General features: G+C 58.8%; 15 protein-coding genes. 12 read left to right on the top strand and 3 right to left on the bottom strand.

From position 1 onward, the window contains the following. The first annotated feature begins 189 nt into the window (after positions 1–189). Positions 190–645, top strand: a complete 456-nt coding sequence (locus BAD_RS07160) for a hypothetical protein (protein WP_011743831.1) — start codon at positions 190–192, stop codon at positions 643–645. Between the two features lie 113 nt (positions 646–758). On the opposite strand, the gene BAD_RS07155 is transcribed toward BAD_RS07160, so the two are convergent. The 3 genes from BAD_RS07155 to trxA form a co-directional block, all read right to left on the bottom strand. Then, entirely contained in the window at positions 759–1,766 is a 1,008-nt protein-coding gene (locus BAD_RS07155) for a hypothetical protein (RefSeq protein WP_011743830.1), read from the bottom strand. Positions 1,767–2,646: 880 nt separating this feature from the next. Further along, positions 2,647–3,642, bottom strand: coding sequence for a G5 domain-containing protein (locus tag BAD_RS07150; protein ID WP_011743828.1), 996 nt, complete (start codon positions 3,640–3,642; stop codon positions 2,647–2,649). A gap of 158 nt (positions 3,643–3,800) precedes the next feature. Further along, the gene (trxA, locus tag BAD_RS07145) at positions 3,801–4,205 is read right to left on the bottom strand and encodes a thioredoxin (protein ID WP_003806768.1); all 405 of its coding nucleotides are present in this window, start codon (positions 4,203–4,205) and stop codon (positions 3,801–3,803) included. Between the two features lie 197 nt (positions 4,206–4,402). On the opposite strand from trxA, the gene BAD_RS07140 reads away from it, so the two are divergent. From BAD_RS07140 to BAD_RS07090, 11 genes are all read left to right on the top strand, one after another. Continuing rightward, positions 4,403–5,023: a DUF4916 domain-containing protein gene (locus BAD_RS07140; RefSeq protein ID WP_003806767.1), complete on the top strand. Its 621-nt coding sequence runs from the start codon at positions 4,403–4,405 to the stop codon at positions 5,021–5,023. A gap of 72 nt (positions 5,024–5,095) precedes the next feature. After that, a complete protein-coding gene (locus BAD_RS07135) occupies positions 5,096–5,956 on the top strand; it encodes an alpha/beta fold hydrolase (protein ID WP_011743827.1) in 861 nt (286 codons plus the stop codon). Between the two features lie 147 nt (positions 5,957–6,103). Then, positions 6,104–7,201: an NAD(+) diphosphatase gene (gene nudC, locus BAD_RS07130; RefSeq protein ID WP_011743826.1), complete on the top strand. Its 1,098-nt coding sequence runs from the start codon at positions 6,104–6,106 to the stop codon at positions 7,199–7,201. A 149-nt stretch (positions 7,202–7,350) separates the two neighbouring features. Continuing rightward, positions 7,351–9,183: a L,D-transpeptidase gene (locus BAD_RS07125; RefSeq protein ID WP_231837033.1), complete on the top strand. Its 1,833-nt coding sequence runs from the start codon at positions 7,351–7,353 to the stop codon at positions 9,181–9,183. 55 nt (positions 9,184–9,238) lie between these two features. Next, entirely contained in the window at positions 9,239–9,643 is a 405-nt protein-coding gene (gene gcvH / locus BAD_RS07120) for a glycine cleavage system protein GcvH (protein WP_033500058.1), read from the top strand. A 189-nt stretch (positions 9,644–9,832) separates the two neighbouring features. Beyond that, positions 9,833–11,047: an App1 family protein gene (locus BAD_RS07115; RefSeq protein WP_011743823.1), complete on the top strand. Its 1,215-nt coding sequence runs from the start codon at positions 9,833–9,835 to the stop codon at positions 11,045–11,047. A 73-nt stretch (positions 11,048–11,120) separates the two neighbouring features. Next, on the top strand, positions 11,121–13,625 hold the full coding sequence (locus tag BAD_RS07110) for a S9 family peptidase (protein ID WP_050731466.1): 2,505 nt from the start codon (positions 11,121–11,123) through the stop codon (positions 13,623–13,625). 392 nt (positions 13,626–14,017) lie between these two features. Continuing rightward, positions 14,018–15,013, top strand: coding sequence for an Ig-like domain-containing protein (locus BAD_RS07105; protein ID WP_172761225.1), 996 nt, complete (start codon positions 14,018–14,020; stop codon positions 15,011–15,013). 260 nt (positions 15,014–15,273) lie between these two features. Further along, the gene (locus BAD_RS07100) at positions 15,274–16,314 is read left to right on the top strand and encodes a 3-isopropylmalate dehydrogenase (RefSeq protein WP_011743820.1); all 1,041 of its coding nucleotides are present in this window, start codon (positions 15,274–15,276) and stop codon (positions 16,312–16,314) included. Positions 16,315–16,491: 177 nt separating this feature from the next. Beyond that, positions 16,492–17,379, top strand: coding sequence for a TM2 domain-containing protein (locus BAD_RS07095; protein WP_011743819.1), 888 nt, complete (start codon positions 16,492–16,494; stop codon positions 17,377–17,379). Next, positions 17,379–18,716 (top strand): lipoate--protein ligase family protein, encoded by a 1,338-nt coding sequence (locus tag BAD_RS07090; RefSeq protein WP_011743818.1) that lies wholly within the window; start codon positions 17,379–17,381, stop codon positions 18,714–18,716. Before BAD_RS07095 ends, BAD_RS07090 begins: the two co-directional genes overlap by 1 nt. The last annotated feature ends 13 nt before the right edge of the window (positions 18,717–18,729 follow it).

Genomic DNA, 18,729 nt, shown 5'->3' with positions numbered 1-18,729 from the left:
GTACTATTTAAGGGTGTAAATATTGCAATTTACGTAAGTTGTAGATTGTGATATTTACACCCTTTTATTTACCCCTCTTTTCTGTTATCGTTATACGCTATTTGTGGAATATTCATGACGATTCGTATTCAATCGTAAAATGATGTAAAGTTTTTCCGGTAGTTGTTTTGATTTAAGAAAGGCTTTTATATGTCTATTCTGGATGGTTTTAAAGAGGTTGGCGAAAGCAATAACGGTAAATTGACCATGACGGTCATGCTTGAATCCGTTCGTTTTTCCAAGAACGTCAGCGCTGTGCTGGGCTTCCCTAAATACGTCAAGGTTCTTGTGAACAATGACGAGAAGAAATTTGCGATTCAAAAGTGCAATGACAAGGATGAATATGCGATTCGCTTCGCCACCAAGAAGCCGGGAGAGGCTTCTGCAGTGACGTTGCGCAATGTTGATTTGCTTGTTGCGACGCAAAAGTTCTTCAGCTTCCCCGAGCTGGACGATCCTACCAAAATTGCGTTCTACGCACTTGACGGCGAGTATTATTCCGACGAGCAGGTGATCGTGTTCAACGTGGAAGGTGCCAAGAATGGCACTGTCGGCAAGCGTGGTCCGAAGGCTGGTTCTCACCGTAAGACTTCGCAAGCCAAGTAGTCGGTTGTTGCCGACCACAAGACATTTTCCATCGTGCGCGTGTATGGATGCATTGCAGTTGTCATGTGTTTTATGCGCGCACGCATACATATTAAGTCGTAGATTGCAGTATCTTACATTTGCTGATTACGTTGCAATATAGTCTGTTGTCTTGCAATCGTCATTGAAAGTTGTATAAGAAAATCCTTGAACTTACCTGAATTGCTTAAGGTCTCGGCGTTGACGGAAAGTATTTGCCAGCCGGCTGAAGACAGCGCTGTGCGGCGAGCTTCGTCGCTTTCCCAATTTTGTGCGTGAAATTTACCGGAATATTCAATCGCAATTTTCAAATTCGGAATTGCAATATCGAGAAAAGCCTGCTTTTTATCGGCAGTATTTAACGGAAGCCGATAATTGATTACGAATGGACCGTAGCCGGCGCGCAACATACGGAATCGCAATCGTGTTTCCATACAGGAATCGGTATTTTCGGCAAGTAATTTCACCGCTTTATCACATTTCTTGCGATGCGGGAACGTGGTTGGCAACTCGTTCAATAATGTCGCAAAATCTGCCGGGGAGACGTGCACACGATAGAAGCTGCGACGCATCATCGCATCGCCCAGCACCACCAATTCCTCGAGCCTGAGATATGCGGCCATCTGTACCCACAGCAGCAACGGATGCACTGTGAAAATATGCGGCTCAACGAAAATCGGAGCGTATTTGCTGTTTTCGTAAGCGGCAAAAGGGGTGGTATCGCGGGTTACTTTTTTATGCGAACGTGCCGTTTGTGTATGTGGCGTTTCTGGAGTGGCTGCCGTTTGCCTAGAAGTGCGATCGCGCTGTAGTGTTCGGTCGGGTGTTCGGTCGGGTGGAAGTGTCGCTGTATAAGCGTGAAATTTCACACCTTCATGCGACGAGCGGAATCTCGGTTCCTCCACCACGATATGCAGATAATCGAGCAGTTTGATCTTGTCATAGAGCGACGGCATATCGATTAGCAAAACTCTGATAGCGGAAGTGAGACCGAGCACCACATCAGTATGGTATTTCTTGCGGATTGCGCGGGCGCGCTGTAGTTCTACGAGTTGCGCTTCGAAGAGAGCGCGGGTCATATCTTGCGGTGTCTGTGCGTACATGTGGGCAGCGTAAGCGAAAATGCGCGGTCGGCGCCACCTGCTTACGAAAATCTGTGGATAAGTGGATATTCTCTCACTGCGATTACGGTCGGTTGATAACTATGTTCTGGTTTTGAAGATGTGTATAAGTAGGCCGGGTGATCCCAAAAGTGTGTGCGGATTGCGCGGGCGTGTGGGTGTGAGATTGGAAGGAATCGTGCACTGCTAAGTGAACATGATCGCGGTGTCGCGTGTGCGGATTGTTCGGGACGTGTGCGGATAAGAATTGCCTAATAATAGTTAAAACAAGAAGCCTGAAGAAATTATAATGGCAAGAAACGTTGGAATTCTGGGCTTTTTGACTTTGATTCAATCGGCACCTTGCTAAAATTTGAGAACTTCATCCGCAAAGGTTGCTGAAAATCCGCACGAACGTTCGGATGGTCCGCACGAACGTTCGGATGGTCCGCACGAACGTTCGGATGGTCCGCACGAACGTTCTTCTGGTCCGCACGGACGTCCAGGGAGTTATGCACCTTGAATAATTTGCACGAGAGCTTGGAGAGTTCTGTGACTTCAAACGGGGTATGAATGAAGTATTGATTTAGAGGATGGATAGGTTTGAGAAAGTACGATTAGGTACGGATGGAAAGACGAGCAGAATGGGAAATCTGCAAAAAGAAAATCCCGTGGGGCTTCGCAGATTGTCTACATTAGCCTGTGCTGGGTTTGCACCAGTTAGTGCAAAGTGCGGCCCAGTACAAACTTTCACGAGCCGATTCGTACAGGCACAGTATTTCTGACGACAGCTGGGGTACTGCGTGCAATATGAATGAGCGGTGCACGCAAATATGCGATGCACCGCTCATTCATATTGAGGAATTCGCTCGTACTGAAAAACTCAGTAGCAGTGGTTGGCGAGCCAGTAGGTGTAGGCGCCCTGGATGGAGCCGTAGCGCTGTGCGCAGTAGCCCCAGAACCACTTAAGCTGGGTCTGGTAGTTGGTGGCCCAATCGGCACCGGCGCTCACCATCTTCGAACCGGGCAGCGCCTGCGGCAGGCCGTACGCGCCGGAGCTTGGGTTCGTGGCTGCGACATTCCAACCGGACTCATGAGAAATGATGTACACGGTGGCGGTGAAATCGGCCTCGGAATAGCCGCTGGACAGCAGATAATCGTGAGCCCACTGCTGCATTTCGCCAGCCGGCACGGTGGTGCCGATCGACGCTGCGGCCGCGGACGGCGTGGACGAGGAGCCGGTGCCGACGAGGATCACCTTGTCGGTCGGAGCCTTCTTCACGAAAGAGCTGATCATATTGGAAGACATGACCTTGCCGCCGGACTTGGTGACGAGGTTCGTGGTCTCCATAACACCGTTCGCGCCTTCGGTCTCGACCTTCTCCTGGCCCTTCGGCAGGCTGGAGGTCTCCTTCTTGACCGTGTTGAATGCGATATCCGTATCAGACACCTCAACGGAAGCGCCGGCACGTTCGATCTTGATGACGGTGTTCTCGTTCACCTTCGTATCCAAAGACGGGGAAACGGTGTCTTCCGTATCAAGGGTGATGTCGCCCGCGTCAAGCACGGACTTCACGTCGGTGAAGTGCATGCCGGGAACCACGCGGGTCTTGCCGTTGATCTTCACGGTGACGTACGAAGTATCTCCGGAAAGCGCCTCACGGGCGTTGCCACGGGAGGCTTCGATGCTGTCGGTGACGGAATACGCGGTGACCTGCTTGGCAGGAGACTTCTCCGCGGTGGCGTACAGATTATGCGACACGATGCCGCCAGTGGCCAACAGCCCCACTGCCGCAACCGTTGCGACAATCTTCACCATCTGAGATTTGCCCGGCAAGGCAAACGTAGTTGGTTGGGCATGTTTCTTATGGCTAGCCATTCTGCTCCTACATCGGGTACAATTCCTCGGCGGATTCCGTGCCTAGGGCACGGCGCACAACCGCTAGGGTTCCGCCGGAATGCGCGCAACTGCATATAGTCTACCGCACCCCAAGGAACTTGAAGATAACGTATGCAACGCGCAGGCGACGGGCCGAATCATCGTTCCGACTGACTACTTGGCGTTTTCACTTTGGCGTCTCCGCTGGAAGCGGTGTCCCCATCGGAAGCGGCCGCATCCATATCCAACGCCTTGGCCTGGCTGATCAGATCATCCAAATCGGAAGCGCGCAACGCGCCGGCCTGCTGGAAGATGATCTGCTGCTTCTTGACGACCATCAGCGTCGGCACTGCCTGAACCTTGGCCGCGGCGGCCAGATCGGGATTCTGATCGATATCCACCTTCGCGAAATAGACGTCCGGATTCGCCTCGCTTGCCTTCTCGAACGTTGGGCCGAATGCACGGCACGGACCGCACCACGTGGCCCAGAAATCCACGAACACCAGATCATTGGATTCGACGACCTGGTTGAAATCCTGCGAAGTGACTGCATGCGTTGCCATATGCGTTCCCCATTTCCCGGCTTACGCTATAAGCCGATTTCAAAAAACAATATCGTGCAATGCTGCGCAATATTGCGAAAGCCCGTTTGCGAAAAGTATATAGCCGCACGCCACGCAAACACACTGCCGCACCCGATTGCGCTATGGGAAGAATCGGAAGCACGTGACATTCACATGCCGTGCGTGATAATGGAACCATGCCAGTGATGAATGATGAAGTGCCCGACGAGGGCGATTTCGACGCCAACCGCCATCGCGGGGAATTCGACGACATTACGCCGGAGGATTTCATCCGCGGAATGGGCAACCCTCCGGGATGGCTCCCATCGGACGAAATCAACCGCATGCGCCACGAAATACCGATTCCGTACGTCGTGGTCGTGCCGGTGCGCACCGACGATCTCGGCAGGGTGGCGCAAATCGGCTCGCTGCTGCGCGTCACTGACGACGGCGGTATCGAACGCACATTGATCGCCGGACGTGTGCTCTATCACGAATCGTTGCGTGAAGCGGTGGCGCGCAACGTCGCAAAAGATTTGGGCGATATCGCCCTGCCGCAGCTGCCAATCAGCCTGCAGCCGTTCACCGTGGCCGAATTCTTCCCGACACCCGGCCTATCCGACTATTACGATCCACGCCAACATGCGATCGCGCTGTGCTACGTGGTGCCGATCGCCGGCGATTGCAAGCCGCAGGACGAGACGCTCGACGTGGAATGGGTCGACCCGTCCGGCGACATGCTCGACACCTTCGTCGGGCAAATGGCCAACGGCTACGGCACCATCGTGCGGCAGGCGCTCGCATGGACCGGCAAGTAGGACAAGCCGCGCAAGCGGGGCAAGAGCTAGGCAAACTAGGCGAATAGACAGATAGGGGAGGATTAGAAAAATATGACGATTGAACTGAACAACAACGTATATACGGACGGCGGCAACGATACCGAAACCACGCCGGTGGTGCTCGTGCACGGCTTCCCGGTGGACCACCGCATGTGGGACGAGTGTGCGGCGGCTTTACGCGACCAAGCTGTGAAACAAGGCGTGAAACCATTTGCGATCTGGGCTCCGGACATGCCCGGCGCCGGCGAAGGACCGATTCCGTCCGACGAAGACAGCGGCGGCAAGGACGCCGACGGCGCGTTCCCGTACGGACTGGACCGTATGGCGGACGCGTACGTGGACCTGCTGCACGCCGCCGGCTACGGCAAAGCCATCTGGGTGGGCCTGTCGATGGGCGGTTACTTGATTCTCGACATCCAACGCCTGCATCCGGAAGCGGTGGCGGCGCTCGCCCTGTGCGACACGAAAGCCGACGCCGACTCCGCCGACATGCGATTGAAGCGCGTCGCAATCGCCACCGACTGCGAAACGACCGGCACACACGAGCCGGTCATGGGATTCGCCGTGCCGTCGGAAGCCGATTCCACCGTGAAGCAGTCGGACGCCTACTGCAGGCAGTTCGAAACGTGGATCAACGAACAGCCCGCCGACGGCATCGCCTGGCGCGAACGCATGGCCGCTGGCCGTTCCGACCTGAACGACGTGCTGCCGAACATCAACGTGCCAGTCGCAGTAATCTGCGGCGACAAGGACCCGTCCAGCCCGCCGGCAGTGATGAAGCCGGTCGCCGACGCGATGACGAAAACCGACGTGACGATGACGGTGATCGACGACTGCGGCCACTTCAGCGCGTACGAACACCCCGACCAGGTGGCCGCCGCGTTGCTGGAACTGGTGAAGCGAGTCGGCTGAGCCGGCTGCGACGATTATCTGTGGCAGACCATCCGGCGTATCGACAAGATATAGAGAAAATATATAAAACATATATACGAAATATGTACTACGTATGTATAACGAATATATTCCGTATATAACACGCATGAAAGAGGCAACACAACCATGAGCGTGTTCTCACCACTGGCATTGACGCAGACCCTGCCGTTCCTGCCACTCGCCCAAGGAGACATCGACTACGAAGTGGCACGACGCGGCGAACCCGACCTGTTCGCCAAAGTCCTGGCGGAACCGGCAACGAAAGTCATCCTCGTCAAAGACGGCAAAGTGGCCGTGCCGCACGGCCAAGGCGCCATCGCCGACTACGCCAACGTGAAAATGCGCCTCGCCCAACTGCCGGGCGCGTACGTTGCCGCGGAACTCGAATCGCACCCATCGGCGCTCGCCATATTCCTCGGCTCGTACGGCGGACGATTGGGCGAGCACGTCGTCGCCGTGGACGTGACGCACGTCCAGCCGAACGATACGACGATTACGGCTGCGACGGCTCGCAGCGGGGGAGCGGACGACGCGTTCGCCGAAGTGCCGGCGCATGAATCGCAGGAAAACGCGAAATCGCTGCTGGAAAGCGCGGCAACCCGATTCGACTGGGTGGACCTGCGCGGATTCGCGCCCCACGCCAGCGCACGCGAAGCCGGACAGGCAACCTCCGCCATCTCGCTCAGCATGTGGCACGCCCGGCAGCGTCACTGCCCGACGTGCGGCGCGCCCGTCGAACCGGCGCTCGGCGGCTGGGCTCAGCACTGCACGAACGACGAGGATGGCAATCGTTTGCTGTTCCCCCGAATCGAGCCAGCGGTGATCACCGCGATCGTCGACCATGATGACCGTCTGCTGCTGCAGCACAACAGCGCGTGGCGCAACAACGGCCTGTACTCGGTTTCGGCCGGATTCGTGGAGGCTGGCGAAAACCTGGAGCACGCATGCCGGCGCGAAGCCAAAGAGGAAGTCGGCATCGAAATAGGCGAACTCAAATACCTCGGCTCCCAGCCGTGGCCGTTCCCCTCGTCTCTCATGATGGCGTTCAAAGGCGTGGCGGTCACCACCGACGTGCACGTGGACGGCGAGGAAACGTTGCAGGCGCGTTGGGTCACACGCGACGAATACATGAGCGAACTGGTTTCGGGACGTATGGAGGCTCCGGGCAAAGCCACGATCGCACGCTACATGATTGAGGAATGGCTCGGCCACGACCTGCCGTGACAAGACCTGCCATTAAAAGGTGGTATCGGCTGAGCCTGTCTTCGGGGCGGTTGCCGGGGGAGCTTGTTTAGGTATTCGTTTGGGCACTCGTCTGCGTATCATGCTGCATGGTATGTACCGTGAAGAGAGTGAATGAGGAAACCACATACATGTCTGATAGAAGTGGGCAGAACGATACGGACAACAGTTTCGCCGGCATCTCGTTTGAAGGGGTGAATGCCGTGCCGCCGCAGTCTGGTGAGAACGGCGATACGATCAATCTCGCCGACGTGGCCGATGTGTCCGAACAGGACGACGTGTCCAACGCCGCCACCGAGACCATGCCGCCGTTGAATTTCGCATCGGACCAGACCCAGCCGTTCCAGTCATTCCCGACGGCCGGTGCCGCCGAAACCACGCCTGCCGGAACTGTCCCCAACGGAGCTGTTCCCACTGGTGCCATTCCTACCGGTGACATGCCCTCATCCACGCCCGCTCCCGCCATTCCCGTGCTCACCATGCCGGTCGAAGGAGAAGCCGTCGTGGCCAAGAAACGCAAACTGCCGCTGATCATCACCGGAATCGTGCTCGCCGTGCTGGTGGTCGCCGCGATCGCCGGCTTCTTCACCGCACACTGGTACTTCCAAGACAAGGCCGCGCCGGGCGTGACCTTCGGCGGAACCAGTGTGGCCGGACAGACCGCCGACCAGCTGAAAAACACGGTGACGGCCGCCGTGAAGAACACCACCGTGAACATCAAGGACGGCAACGGCAACAACGCTTCCGGCAGCCTGAGCGACCTCGGCGTGAGCTACAACGTCGACAAGACGGTCACGGAACTGCTCGCCGCCAAGCACCAGACCAACGGCGCACTCGAATACATCAACGAAGTCAACCCGTTCGTCAAGAAGAACGTGCCGCTGAACGCCAAGTCCAACAAGCTGGCCCTCAGGACGTTCGTCACCGACAAATTCGTGCAGGACACCGACCGCGCGGTACCGTCCACCGCATCGTACGATGCCAACGCGCGCGCCTTCGTCGCAGTGGAAGGCCGCGGCGGCAGGTCCCCGAAGGTGGACAACGTGATCGACACGGTCGCCAAAGCCATCGCGAACCCGGGGCACAGCGGCAGCGTGACGATCACGTACGAAACCATCGACGTGCCGGTCGCACTGCCTGAAGCCCAAAACGTGGCCGACCAGGCAAACGCGCGACTGAATGCGCCAATTGTGCTGGACAACGGACAAGGCAAGACCTTCCAGATTCCAGCCGAAGTCGTGGCCTCATGGCTGAAAACCGACGCCGATCTCGAACACGGCACGCTTTCGCTGTCCTACGATGACAACGCCATCACCAACTACGTGCAGCAGCAGGTCCCAGCCCAGCTCAACCAGGACGCGGTCGACCAGGAAGACGCCGTCGACAACAGCGGCAAAGTGCTGGCCACCATCGTCAAAGGCGTGAACGGCGTGAAGGTCAAGAACATGGAGGCGCTCGCACCGAAGATCGGCGAAGCGCTCAAAAACGGCCAAGGCGCCACCATTCCGGTGGACGGTGATGTGCAGAACTTCAAAACCGTGCAGAAGAAGAGCGAATACCGCATCGTGGTGGACCGCACCGCGCAAACCGCCACCGTGTATCACAACGACGAGGCCGTCAAGACCTTCCCGGTGTGCACGGGCACCACCGGCAAGCACGAAACCGACCTGGGCACCTTCTACATCTACCTCAAGTATCAGATCCAGGACATGACCGGCCTGAACGACGACGGCTCGCGCTACCTGTCCAAGGGTGTGAAGTGGGTAAGCTACTTCTACGGCGGCGAAGGCTTCCACACGGCAAGCTGGAACAATTACGGCATCGCCCACGGCGACCCGGCGCACTACGGCTCCCACGGCTGCGTGAACATGTACGAAGCCGATTCCAAGTGGATCTACGACAACTGTCCGGAAGGCACCATCGTGCAGGTAGTCGGCGCCATGCCATCCGGACCGGTACGCTGACCCGTTACGCGTGGCGCGGGTGCGCGGCGTTCGCATACGCCGTACAATGGGCGGCATGAGCGAAGCAAACGATAGCAAAGTGAACCTCGACGTGCCCGAGCACCTCGAATACTCCGACGAGCACGTGTGGGTGGATTCCTCCGTTGAACCCGCCATGGTGGGCGTTACCGAATACGCCACCGAACAGTTCGGCGAACTCGTGTACATCGATTTGCCTGAAGTCGGTACGCAGGTCGAAGCTGGCGACGAAGTGGCGGAATTCGAATCCTCCAAGGCGGTCACCGCGCTGGTCTCGCCGGTGGCTGGCACCATCCGCTACGTCAACAACGAGGCTGCGGACGATCCGAGCATTGTGACGGACGATCCGTACGGCGAGGGCTGGATTTTCAAGATCGAGCTTGAGGATGACGAGCCTGACCTGCTTAGCGCTGACGAGTATGCCAAGATTGTGGCTGACTGAATAGCACGGACGTCTAGTTTTAATTACGGCTGCGGCCGGCGGGTGCGATGCGGGGCCCTGAAAGTTCCCTGATTTTCTCGGTGGCGTTACTGTTTGTTCGAACGCGACCCCTATAGTGGGCATATGAGTGAAATTCAGCCGTTGCCGCAGTTCCCGCCGCAGCACGAACAGCAGCGCGAACAGCAGCGTATGGGGGAGCGGATGGACGATTCTTGCGATGACATGCCCACCGTGCCGATTCCGGCACGCAAGGTGGTCACCACCTTCGACGCGGCCTCCAGACATGAGCGTCTTGAAGTCAAACCGCCGCTGACCAGGCTGTTCCGCCGCACGATCACCAAAGCATTCAGTGTCTGGCTGAAATTCTCGACCGCATTGGTACGGTCACTCGACTGGTATCCACGTGTCGAACCCTACGTCGGCTACGGCACCGAACACTACTCCCGACTGATCTGCCGTACCGTATACGGCCCGTTCAAACGGCAGGCCGGCCGCCTGATTCGCGGCATCCGTGGCATGCTGATGGTGCCGTCCCCACATACCAAAGTGCGGATCGCCATCGATGACGTGCCCATCGAAACAGTGCAGGTGGGTGCGTCGGAAGTATACGACGCGATCGACAGCAATCCTGATATTTCCAGCGAATTCGCGGCATCCGACGATGCCGGCTACCTCGACCTCGTCGCCGAGCATTCACTCGAACCGGGCATCCACAACGTCTCGTACAAAGTGCGTAGCCGCAAGCCGGTCAACGCCAATCTTTTCACCATTCCCAGCGGCACCAAAGTGGGCGTGATCTCCGACGTGGACGACACCATCATGGTCACGCAGGCGCCGCGTCTGATGAAGGCCGCCTACAATCTGCTGCTGCTTAATCCGCGCAAAAAAGTGCCGGTGGCCAGCATGAACCTGCTGTTCAACCGCATCGCGGACATGTTCCCGGACGCGCCGTTCTTCTACCTGTCCACTTCGCCATGGAATGTGGAAAGCTCGATCCGCCATTTCATTACGAACCACGGTTTTCCGGAAGGTCCGCTGCTGCTGCGCGACCTTGACCCGAGGCCGAAAACCTTCATTCCGTCGGGCGTGCAGCACAAGCTTGAATACGCCGAACAGCTCATGGCCGATTTTCCCGATATGAAGTTCATTCTGATCGGCGACGACGGGCAGAAGGATCCGACCACATACGCCACAATCGCACGCCGCTACCCGGGGCGTGTGCTGGCGATCGGCATCCGGCAGCTGTCCCCGCGCGAAGTGACCGGCAATTTCGGTTCCGTCGCCGGGCGCGTGGCCACGCAGCCGATGCCGGTCACCGACGTGCCGGTATTCACGGGAACGACCGGATCGAACATCATGAAAACCATGCTGCCGTACCTGCGCGCCGCGCAAAACGGCGACTGACGGCCGACACAAGTTTGTGTGGGTCGTCAGTATAATCGCGTGCATGAGTGAATTTCGGGGTATGGAAAACACCATGAACGTGAAGGAAGCGACGAACGCGCACGACGAACACCAGAATGGACTGGCGGTGCCGGAAGCGAAGCGGGTGCCAAAGGAGCGCACCTTCCACGGCGATACGTTCATCGATAACTACGAATGGCTGCGCGACAAGGAATCGCAGGATGTGCGCGACTATGTGGCGGCGGAGAACCGCTACTGCGAACAGCGCATGGCACCGCTCGCATCGTTGCGCAAAACGTTGTTCGACGAATTCAAGTCGCATGTGCAGGAAACCGACATGTCCGTGCCGACGCGCATGGACGGCTACTGGTACTTCACCCGCACCAAGCAGGGCGAACAGTATGCCGTGCAGTGCCGTGTGCCGATTCGCGGCGCGGACGATTGGGATCCGCCGACGGTAGAGGCCGGCGTGCCGCTCGACGGCGAACAGGTGGTGTTCGACACCAACGCCGAGGCGCAAGGCCACGATTTCTTCCGCATCGGCGGCATGGACATCTCCAAGGACGGCCGCTGGATGCTGTACGGCACCGACACGAGCGGCGACGAACGCTACGATTTCCGCATCCGCGATCTTGAGACCGGCGACGAGTTGGAGGAGCGGTTCGAGGGCATCGGCGGCGCCTGCTTCACGCCGGACGCGCAATGGGTGTTCTACGTGCTGCTCGACGACGCATGGCGTCCGTACGCGGTGATGCGCCACCACGTCGGCACCCCCGTCGCGGATGACGTGGAGGTGTACCGCGAGGCGGATGAACGCTTCTGGGTGGGTATCGGGCTGTCCTTCGACGAACGGAACATCGTGATTGGCACCGGATCGAAAACCACCACCGAGGTGCTGATGCTGCCGGTGGACACCCCAGAGGGCACCTTCCAGGCGTTCATTCCGCGCGAAACCGACGTGGAATACGACGTGAGCTTCGCCTGCTTCGAAGTCGCGGGGGAGCATGGCGAGGATATTCCGCTCGCCGTGGTGTACCACAACGCGTTGAATCCGAATTTCGAGATCGATGTGATCGACATGCGGACACACGAGCCGCCATACCGGCTGGGCGAAGGCGTGCGCGTGGCGGTCGGATCGCCTTACGGCTGCGAGCACGGCGACGACGTGGAGCCTGGCGCTTCCTCCATGCCGATCGGCACCCCGTATTCGAATCCCTGCAATCCCGCCATTCTGCAGGGCGCGCATGGTTTGGGCATCGAGGGTATCTCGATCCATCGGCATTTCGTCGCACTGCAGTACCGCGCGGAAAGCCTGCCGCATATCGCGGTGATGACGAAACGGGCCGCCGCCGAGGATTTCCTGGCCGGCCGGCCATGGCGGTTCACCGAACTGGTGCCGCACGCGCTGGAGGACGATTGGGACGTCGACGAATCCGTGGACGAGATCAACGAGGAACGCGCCGAGATCTGGGGCAAACTGGACGCGGCCGCCGCCGCGCAAGGCAAGGGATCGGCCGTGCATGGCGTCTCGCGTCGGGCGATGACGTCGTCGGACGGCGCCACCGCCGACCGCATGCCGGGGGAGACGCGCCGCCTGTATTCGATCGGCGTTGGTGGCAACCCCTCGTATGACGCGCCGCGCATGCGCTACTCGTTCGCCAGCTACACGCGCCCCGGCGAGCTGCATGACTACGATCCGGACACCGGCGAGGACCGTCTGCTCAAGCGCGCCACCGTGCTGGGTGGTTTCGATCCGCGCGACTACATGGAACGCCGGGTGTGGGTCACCGCGCGCGACGGCGAACGCATCCCCGTCTCGCTGGTATGGCGACGTGACGTGCCGACCTGCGATTCCGCCATGTTCATCACCGGCTACGGCGCGTACGAGATCAGTTCCGATCCGGGATTCGCGGTGTCACGCATCAGCATGCTCGACCGCGGCGTGCTGTACGCCGTGCCGCACATCCGCGGCGGCGGCGAAATGGGACGCGCCTGGTACGAGCAGGGGCACCTGCTCAACAAGAAGCATTCGTTTGAGGATTTCATCGACGCCACGCGCGCGCTGCAACGTGCCGGACTGGCCTCGCCGCTGCGTACGGTGGCGAACGGCGGCTCGGCGGGCGGCCTATTGATGGGGGCGGTCGCCAACATGGCTCCGGAATGCTATGCGGGCGTGGAGGCGGACGTGCCGTTCGTGGACGCGCTGACCTCGATTCTCGACCCGTCGCTGCCGTTGACCGTCACCGAATGGGACGAGTGGGGCGATCCGCTGCACGACGCGGATGTGTACGCGTATATGAAGTCGTACACGCCATACGAGAATGCGCCAGATAGTGAAAATGACGAAAGAACTGCCGTTTTTCCGAAAATTTTCATTACCACATCCATGAACGACACCCGCGTGCTGTATGTGGAGCCGATGAAATGGCTGGCCCGGCTGCAGCATGCCGGTGTGGACGCCGTGGCGAAAATCGAGGTGGAAGCCGGCCATGGGGGTACGTCCGGGCGGTACAAGCAATGGGAGGAAGTCTCCTATGAGAACGCTTGGTGTCTGTCGATGATGGGCATCGGCGGCTGAGTGGCCCCGAGGGTACTCCGGGGGATTTTCCGGGGGTAGAAGAATCATGACTGACGAAAACCCATTGTTGCAATCGTTTGCGGCAATGGGTTTTTGTTTCAGAAAATTTTCATGAAACATTGCAAACACCCTTCGGCGTTTCGCGAATCCCTTTTTTTGGGGGGGCACTCTAACGTCAAACGTTTTATGCCGCGCTTTTTAACTTTTATAAGGAAAGACACTGTTTCATACGTCAATGTTGACGTCGTGACACCGTGCTTGCATGACAGTGGCTGCAGCTGGGGCAAGGTAGTGGATGCCGCCACCTTAGGTTGTGCTTAATCGTGAAGCGAGGGATTATGCATAGGCACAAGGAGTTGGCGTCAAAGCGCTGTGTGAAAACGTTTGCCGCCATGCTGGTGACATTGGCGACCATGCTGGCATGCGTATTGATTGGGCCCGTTCATGCGCAGGCCGTGGAATACAACATCGGCGAGCTCGGCTGGGTGGACAAGGACTCCTCCAAGCTGACCATCGTGTCCGGCGGCCAGGAAAAGCCGTTCATCTCCGGCACCACCGTCGACTACGGCGATGAGATCGACATGCAACTGCATTGGAACGTGCCGAACAGCGTCACTGTCAAATCGGGCGACACCTTCGTCTACGATCTGCCCGAGAATCTGACCTTCCAATCCGGGCAACAGTACGACATCATCAACGGATCGGGCGATGTGGTCGGCCATTATGTGATCAACGGCAATCGCATGGTGGCCGCGTACACCCGCGGCGAGGACGCGGGATCGAACGTCACCGCGTATGTGACGGTCAAAGGCACCATCAACTCCGACAAGACCGGTGGCAACAACGGCGGAGACAAGACGTTCTCATATCCGGGTTACGGCGACGTGACGCTGTACGCCGAATGGACACGCACCTCACACCAGTGGACCATCAAGTTCGACCTCAACGGCGGTGTCGCTCCGGAAGGAAAGGAAGTCACGAAACTGTACGCGGACCAGAAGGTCTACGACGGCGACCCGCTGATCTCCCCAACCGTGGACCAGACGAACGTGCCGGTGCTCGACGGCTACGAATTCCAAGGCTGGAGCACCGTCCGCAACGACGCGCTCGCCAAGAGCGTCCTCTCGTTCGACGAGAACGGCAAGTCGCTGATGCCGATCGACCGCGATGGCACGGTATATGCGTTGTGGGCGAAGATGGGCACAGTGGTCAAGCCGCCGACCTCCACTTCCGACTCCACAACCCAATCGCAGATCGGCGCGTATTCCAATACCGAAACCGGACTCAACGGACTGGCCATGTTCGAAGCGGTGGTCCGTCAGCCAGGCAAGTTCCCGAACACCGATTTCGGGTCAATCACCGAGGAATCCACTCCTTGGGTTAACTGAATCAGCCGATTCGCCACATACACGTTGGCGTCGCGGACCATCTGTCCACGGCGCCAACGTGCGTATGTGGGCGGTGCGTACGTCCATATATGTGCACATTCATGTCTGTCCATCGCTTTGTTGGGCATTGCGCCCATTGCGTTCTTTGTGCCTATCGAAACAAACGGATATCCGCCCGCCGTACGTGGGGCATGGGACGGGTGTCCATTTGCTGAGCGGGTTTGGTCCGCCTGATGAATCACTGACTAGAGTCGCGAGCTATGAGTGATTCTGCAAAGAAGTACACCATCGCCGTCATTCCGGGCGATGGCATTGGCAAGGAAGTGACTCCGTGGGCTCAGAAGGCTCTGGAGAAGGCGGCCGAAGGCGTCGCCGAATTCGAGTACGAGCATTTCGATCTCGGTGCCGAGCGTTATCTGCGTGACGGCGCGATCCTCCCCGAGGAGGAAGAGGACCGTATCAAGAAGACCGATGCGATTCTGCTGGGCGCCGTCGGCGATCCGCGCATCAAGGCGGGCATTCTGGAACGCGGCCTGCTGCTCAAGCTCCGCTTCGACCTGGACCAGTACGTGAACCTGCGTCCGTCCAAGCTGTACAAGGGTGTCACGTCGCCGCTCGCCAACCCGGGTGACATCGACTTCGTGGTCGTGCGTGAAGGTACCGAAGGCCTGTACTGCGGTGCCGGCGGCGCGGTCCGTCGTGGCACCCCGAACGAGGTGGCCACCGAAGTCTCCATCAACACCGCCTACGGCGTGGAGCGCGTGGTGCGTTACGCCTTCCAACTGGCCATGAAGCGCAGGAAGCACGTGACCCTCGTGCACAAGAAGAACGTGCTGGTCAACGCCGGCGACATGTGGCAGCGCATCGTCAACAAGGTGGCCGAGGAATACCCGGAGGTCTCCCACGACTACCTGCACATCGACGCGACCACCATCTTCCTGGTGTCCAACCCGTCCCGCTTCGACGTGATCCTGACCGACAACCTCTTCGGCGACATCATCACCGACGAGGCCGGTGCCGTGGTCGGTGGCGTCGGCTACTCCGCTTCGGGCTGCATCAACGCGTCCAACGAGTATCCGTCCATGTTCGAGCCGATCCACGGTTCCGCTCCGGACATCGCCGGCCAGAACAAGGCCAACCCGACCGCAGCCATCCTGTCCGCCGCCATGCTGCTCGAGCATCTCGGTTTCGACGACGCTGCCAAGAAGATCCATACCGCCGTTGAGGCTGACATCGAGGAGCTTGGCTCCACCACGCGCACCACCGACGAGGTGGGACGCGACATCCTGGCACGCATGTGATTGGCATTCGCTGACATTCCATTTGGATGTTCCATTTGGTGAGACGCCCGCCGAAACAAGGTTTTCCTTGGAACGGTGGGCGTCTTCGCATAATCAGGGGATTTTTCAGGGGTTTTTCGGGGTTCGTGCCAGTGGTAAACGCCCGATGACGGGCAAACCTTGGGATATTGTTGAGGCATGAGTGATAACAACGCCGATTTCAATGGTGCCGGTCAAGTCAACAATCCAACGTCGGATAACGCAGCCCAGGCCGACTACAACCAACCGTACATTCCACAACAGAACGATGCGCAGATGAACCATCCGGAGTCGCAGCCGGAAACCCCCGCATACGATCAGAACTCCGCCGCATACACTCAGCCCGCTCAGCCGGCCGAGCCCGCCGTTCCGGCGTACGATCCGAACGCTTCCGCATACAGCCAGTATGGCCAGACCGCACAGTCGGCCCAGTCCGCTCAGCCGTCATACGGTCAGCCGGCGACTCCGGCCCCGGCGTACGGTACGGCTCCCGTCTATACCCAGCCCGCTCAGCCGGCCACGCCCGCTGCTCCGGCGTATGATCCGAACGCCGCATCGTACAACCAGTACGGTCAGTATGGCCAGCCGTCCCAGCCCGCCCAATCTGCGCAGCCGTCGTACGGTCAGCCGGCAGCCCCGGCGTATGACCCCAACAACGCTTACGCCCAGCCGGATTACAATCAAGCGAACTACGGACAGCAGGGCTACGCGGCCCCGTCTTACAACCAATCCGCCTACACCCAGCCCGCCTACGCGCAGCAGCCGGCATACGGCCAGCCCGTCGCACCGGCCGGATACGCCCAGAAGTCGAAACTGGCCGCCGGTCTGCTTGGCATCTTCCTGGGCTGCTTCGGCGTGCACAACTTCTACTTGGGCAACACCGGCAAGGCCGTGGCACAGCTGCTGCTGACCGTCATCGGCTGGATTCTCATCATCGGCCCAGCCGTCGCAGGCATCTGGGGACTGGTGGAAGGCATCCTGATTCTGTGCTCCCACTACGGCTCGCAATGGCACCGTGACGCTCAAGGCGTCGAACTGCAGGATTGATGACTCGAGGACTTTACAAACAGCCGGGCGGCAAACTCGTTGGAGTGACTGTCCGGCTTTCTCATGCCGATTCGGATTACGCCGATTCGGATTATGCCGATTCGGACTATATTGATTCGGCTCATACGAATGCCGTGAAAACGGTTCCATACGCTGGGCCGGCTGCATCATCGACTGTTATCGAATGCCATATCGACGGCGATTTCTTCCTCGACGGGGACGATGCCGGAACGCGGAATCTCTTGCATTCCATGGAATGTGCGCTGGAACAGTGCGCGGCCCGTTGCCTCAGCGGTTCGATGGTTTCCGAACGTGACGTGACCGCCGCCGTCGAACGGACGATGCTGCACCATCCGGACGTGCGCATCGTCGGCATGGGCGCGCGTGGCATCGCCATCGCCTTTCAACGTGCGATTGACGGCATCGATGGCGCCGATCGCATTGCCGGTATCGGCGGTAATGATGTTACGAAAGTGGAACCACGCGACGACCTGCGCATTCGGCGGCATACCAGCCCAATGGAAACCGCAGAAACCGCGGAAATCGCAAAAAACATTGAAAACACTGGAACCGCGGAAAGCGACGAAAACGCTGGAACCGTTGGAACCGGCGAAATCGCCGAAACCGGCAATTGGGCGGAATACGCGCGACGCTGGCACGCACTCAAACCGAACATCGTGCACGACGACCCCCGCAAACCGCAGGAACAAATGGACCTCGACGTCGAATGGGCACGCGAAGTGGCTGCCGGAACCCGCGAACCCACCCTGCGTTTCTGGGAATGGGCCGAGCCGGCCGTGGTCATCGGCAGATTCCAGTCGCTCGAAGACGAAGTCAACGTGCACACCGCGCAAGACGAAGGATTCCACATAGTCCGCCGCTGCACCGGCGGGGGAGCGATGTTCATCGAACCAGGCAACACCATCACCTACTCGCTGTACGCGCCACTCGACTTCGCCCACGGCATGAGCGTCGAGGAATCCTACGAACTCTGCGACTACTGGCTCGTCGAAGCGTTACGCGCCCTCGGCCTCAACGTACGATTCGCCGGACTCAACGACATCGCCACACAATATGGCAAACTCGGCGGCGCCGCGCAACGCCGGTTCGCGCCCACCCACGGCGGACCCGGCGCGATTCTGCACCACGTCACGCTCGCCTACGACATCGACGCGGAAAAGATGACCCGCGTGTTGAACATCTCACGAGAGAAAATGTCCGACAAAGCGGTGAAATCAGCGGCAAAACATGTCGATCCCATGCGCTCTCAAACCGGCATGGGCCGAGACGAGGTAGTAGCGCGACTGGTCGACGCCGCCGTTCGAGTTACAATGTAGCCCGAATGGTCGA

The sequence above is a fragment of the Bifidobacterium adolescentis ATCC 15703 genome (genome assembly GCF_000010425.1).
GTDB classification, from domain to species: Bacteria; Actinomycetota; Actinomycetes; order Actinomycetales; family Bifidobacteriaceae; genus Bifidobacterium; species Bifidobacterium adolescentis.
This window is presented reverse-complemented; position numbering and strand designations above follow the sequence as displayed.

Bases quoted from the DNA above. Each gene is read 5' to 3' on its own strand.
- BAD_RS07095 (WP_011743819.1), top strand. From the start codon at position 16,492: ATGAGTGATAACAACGCCGATTTCAATGGTGCCGGTCAAGTCAACAAT.
- gcvH (WP_033500058.1), top strand. From the start codon at position 9,239: ATGAGCGAAGCAAACGATAGCAAAGTGAACCTCGACGTGCCCGAGCAC.
- BAD_RS07155 (WP_011743830.1), bottom strand. From the start codon at position 1,766: ATGTACGCACAGACACCGCAAGATATGACCCGCGCTCTCTTCGAAGCG.
- BAD_RS07105 (WP_172761225.1), top strand. From the start codon at position 14,018: ATGCTGGTGACATTGGCGACCATGCTGGCATGCGTATTGATTGGGCCC.
- nudC (WP_011743826.1), top strand. From the start codon at position 6,104: ATGAGCGTGTTCTCACCACTGGCATTGACGCAGACCCTGCCGTTCCTG.
- BAD_RS07150 (WP_011743828.1), bottom strand. From the start codon at position 3,642: ATGGCTAGCCATAAGAAACATGCCCAACCAACTACGTTTGCCTTGCCG.
- BAD_RS07140 (WP_003806767.1), top strand. From the start codon at position 4,403: ATGCCAGTGATGAATGATGAAGTGCCCGACGAGGGCGATTTCGACGCC.
- BAD_RS07090 (WP_011743818.1), top strand. From the start codon at position 17,379: ATGACTCGAGGACTTTACAAACAGCCGGGCGGCAAACTCGTTGGAGTG.
- BAD_RS07100 (WP_011743820.1), top strand. From the start codon at position 15,274: ATGAGTGATTCTGCAAAGAAGTACACCATCGCCGTCATTCCGGGCGAT.
- trxA (WP_003806768.1), bottom strand. From the start codon at position 4,205: ATGGCAACGCATGCAGTCACTTCGCAGGATTTCAACCAGGTCGTCGAA.
- BAD_RS07125 (WP_231837033.1), top strand. From the start codon at position 7,351: ATGTCTGATAGAAGTGGGCAGAACGATACGGACAACAGTTTCGCCGGC.
- BAD_RS07115 (WP_011743823.1), top strand. From the start codon at position 9,833: ATGGGGGAGCGGATGGACGATTCTTGCGATGACATGCCCACCGTGCCG.
- BAD_RS07160 (WP_011743831.1), top strand. From the start codon at position 190: ATGTCTATTCTGGATGGTTTTAAAGAGGTTGGCGAAAGCAATAACGGT.
- BAD_RS07110 (WP_050731466.1), top strand. From the start codon at position 11,121: ATGAACGTGAAGGAAGCGACGAACGCGCACGACGAACACCAGAATGGA.
- BAD_RS07135 (WP_011743827.1), top strand. From the start codon at position 5,096: ATGACGATTGAACTGAACAACAACGTATATACGGACGGCGGCAACGAT.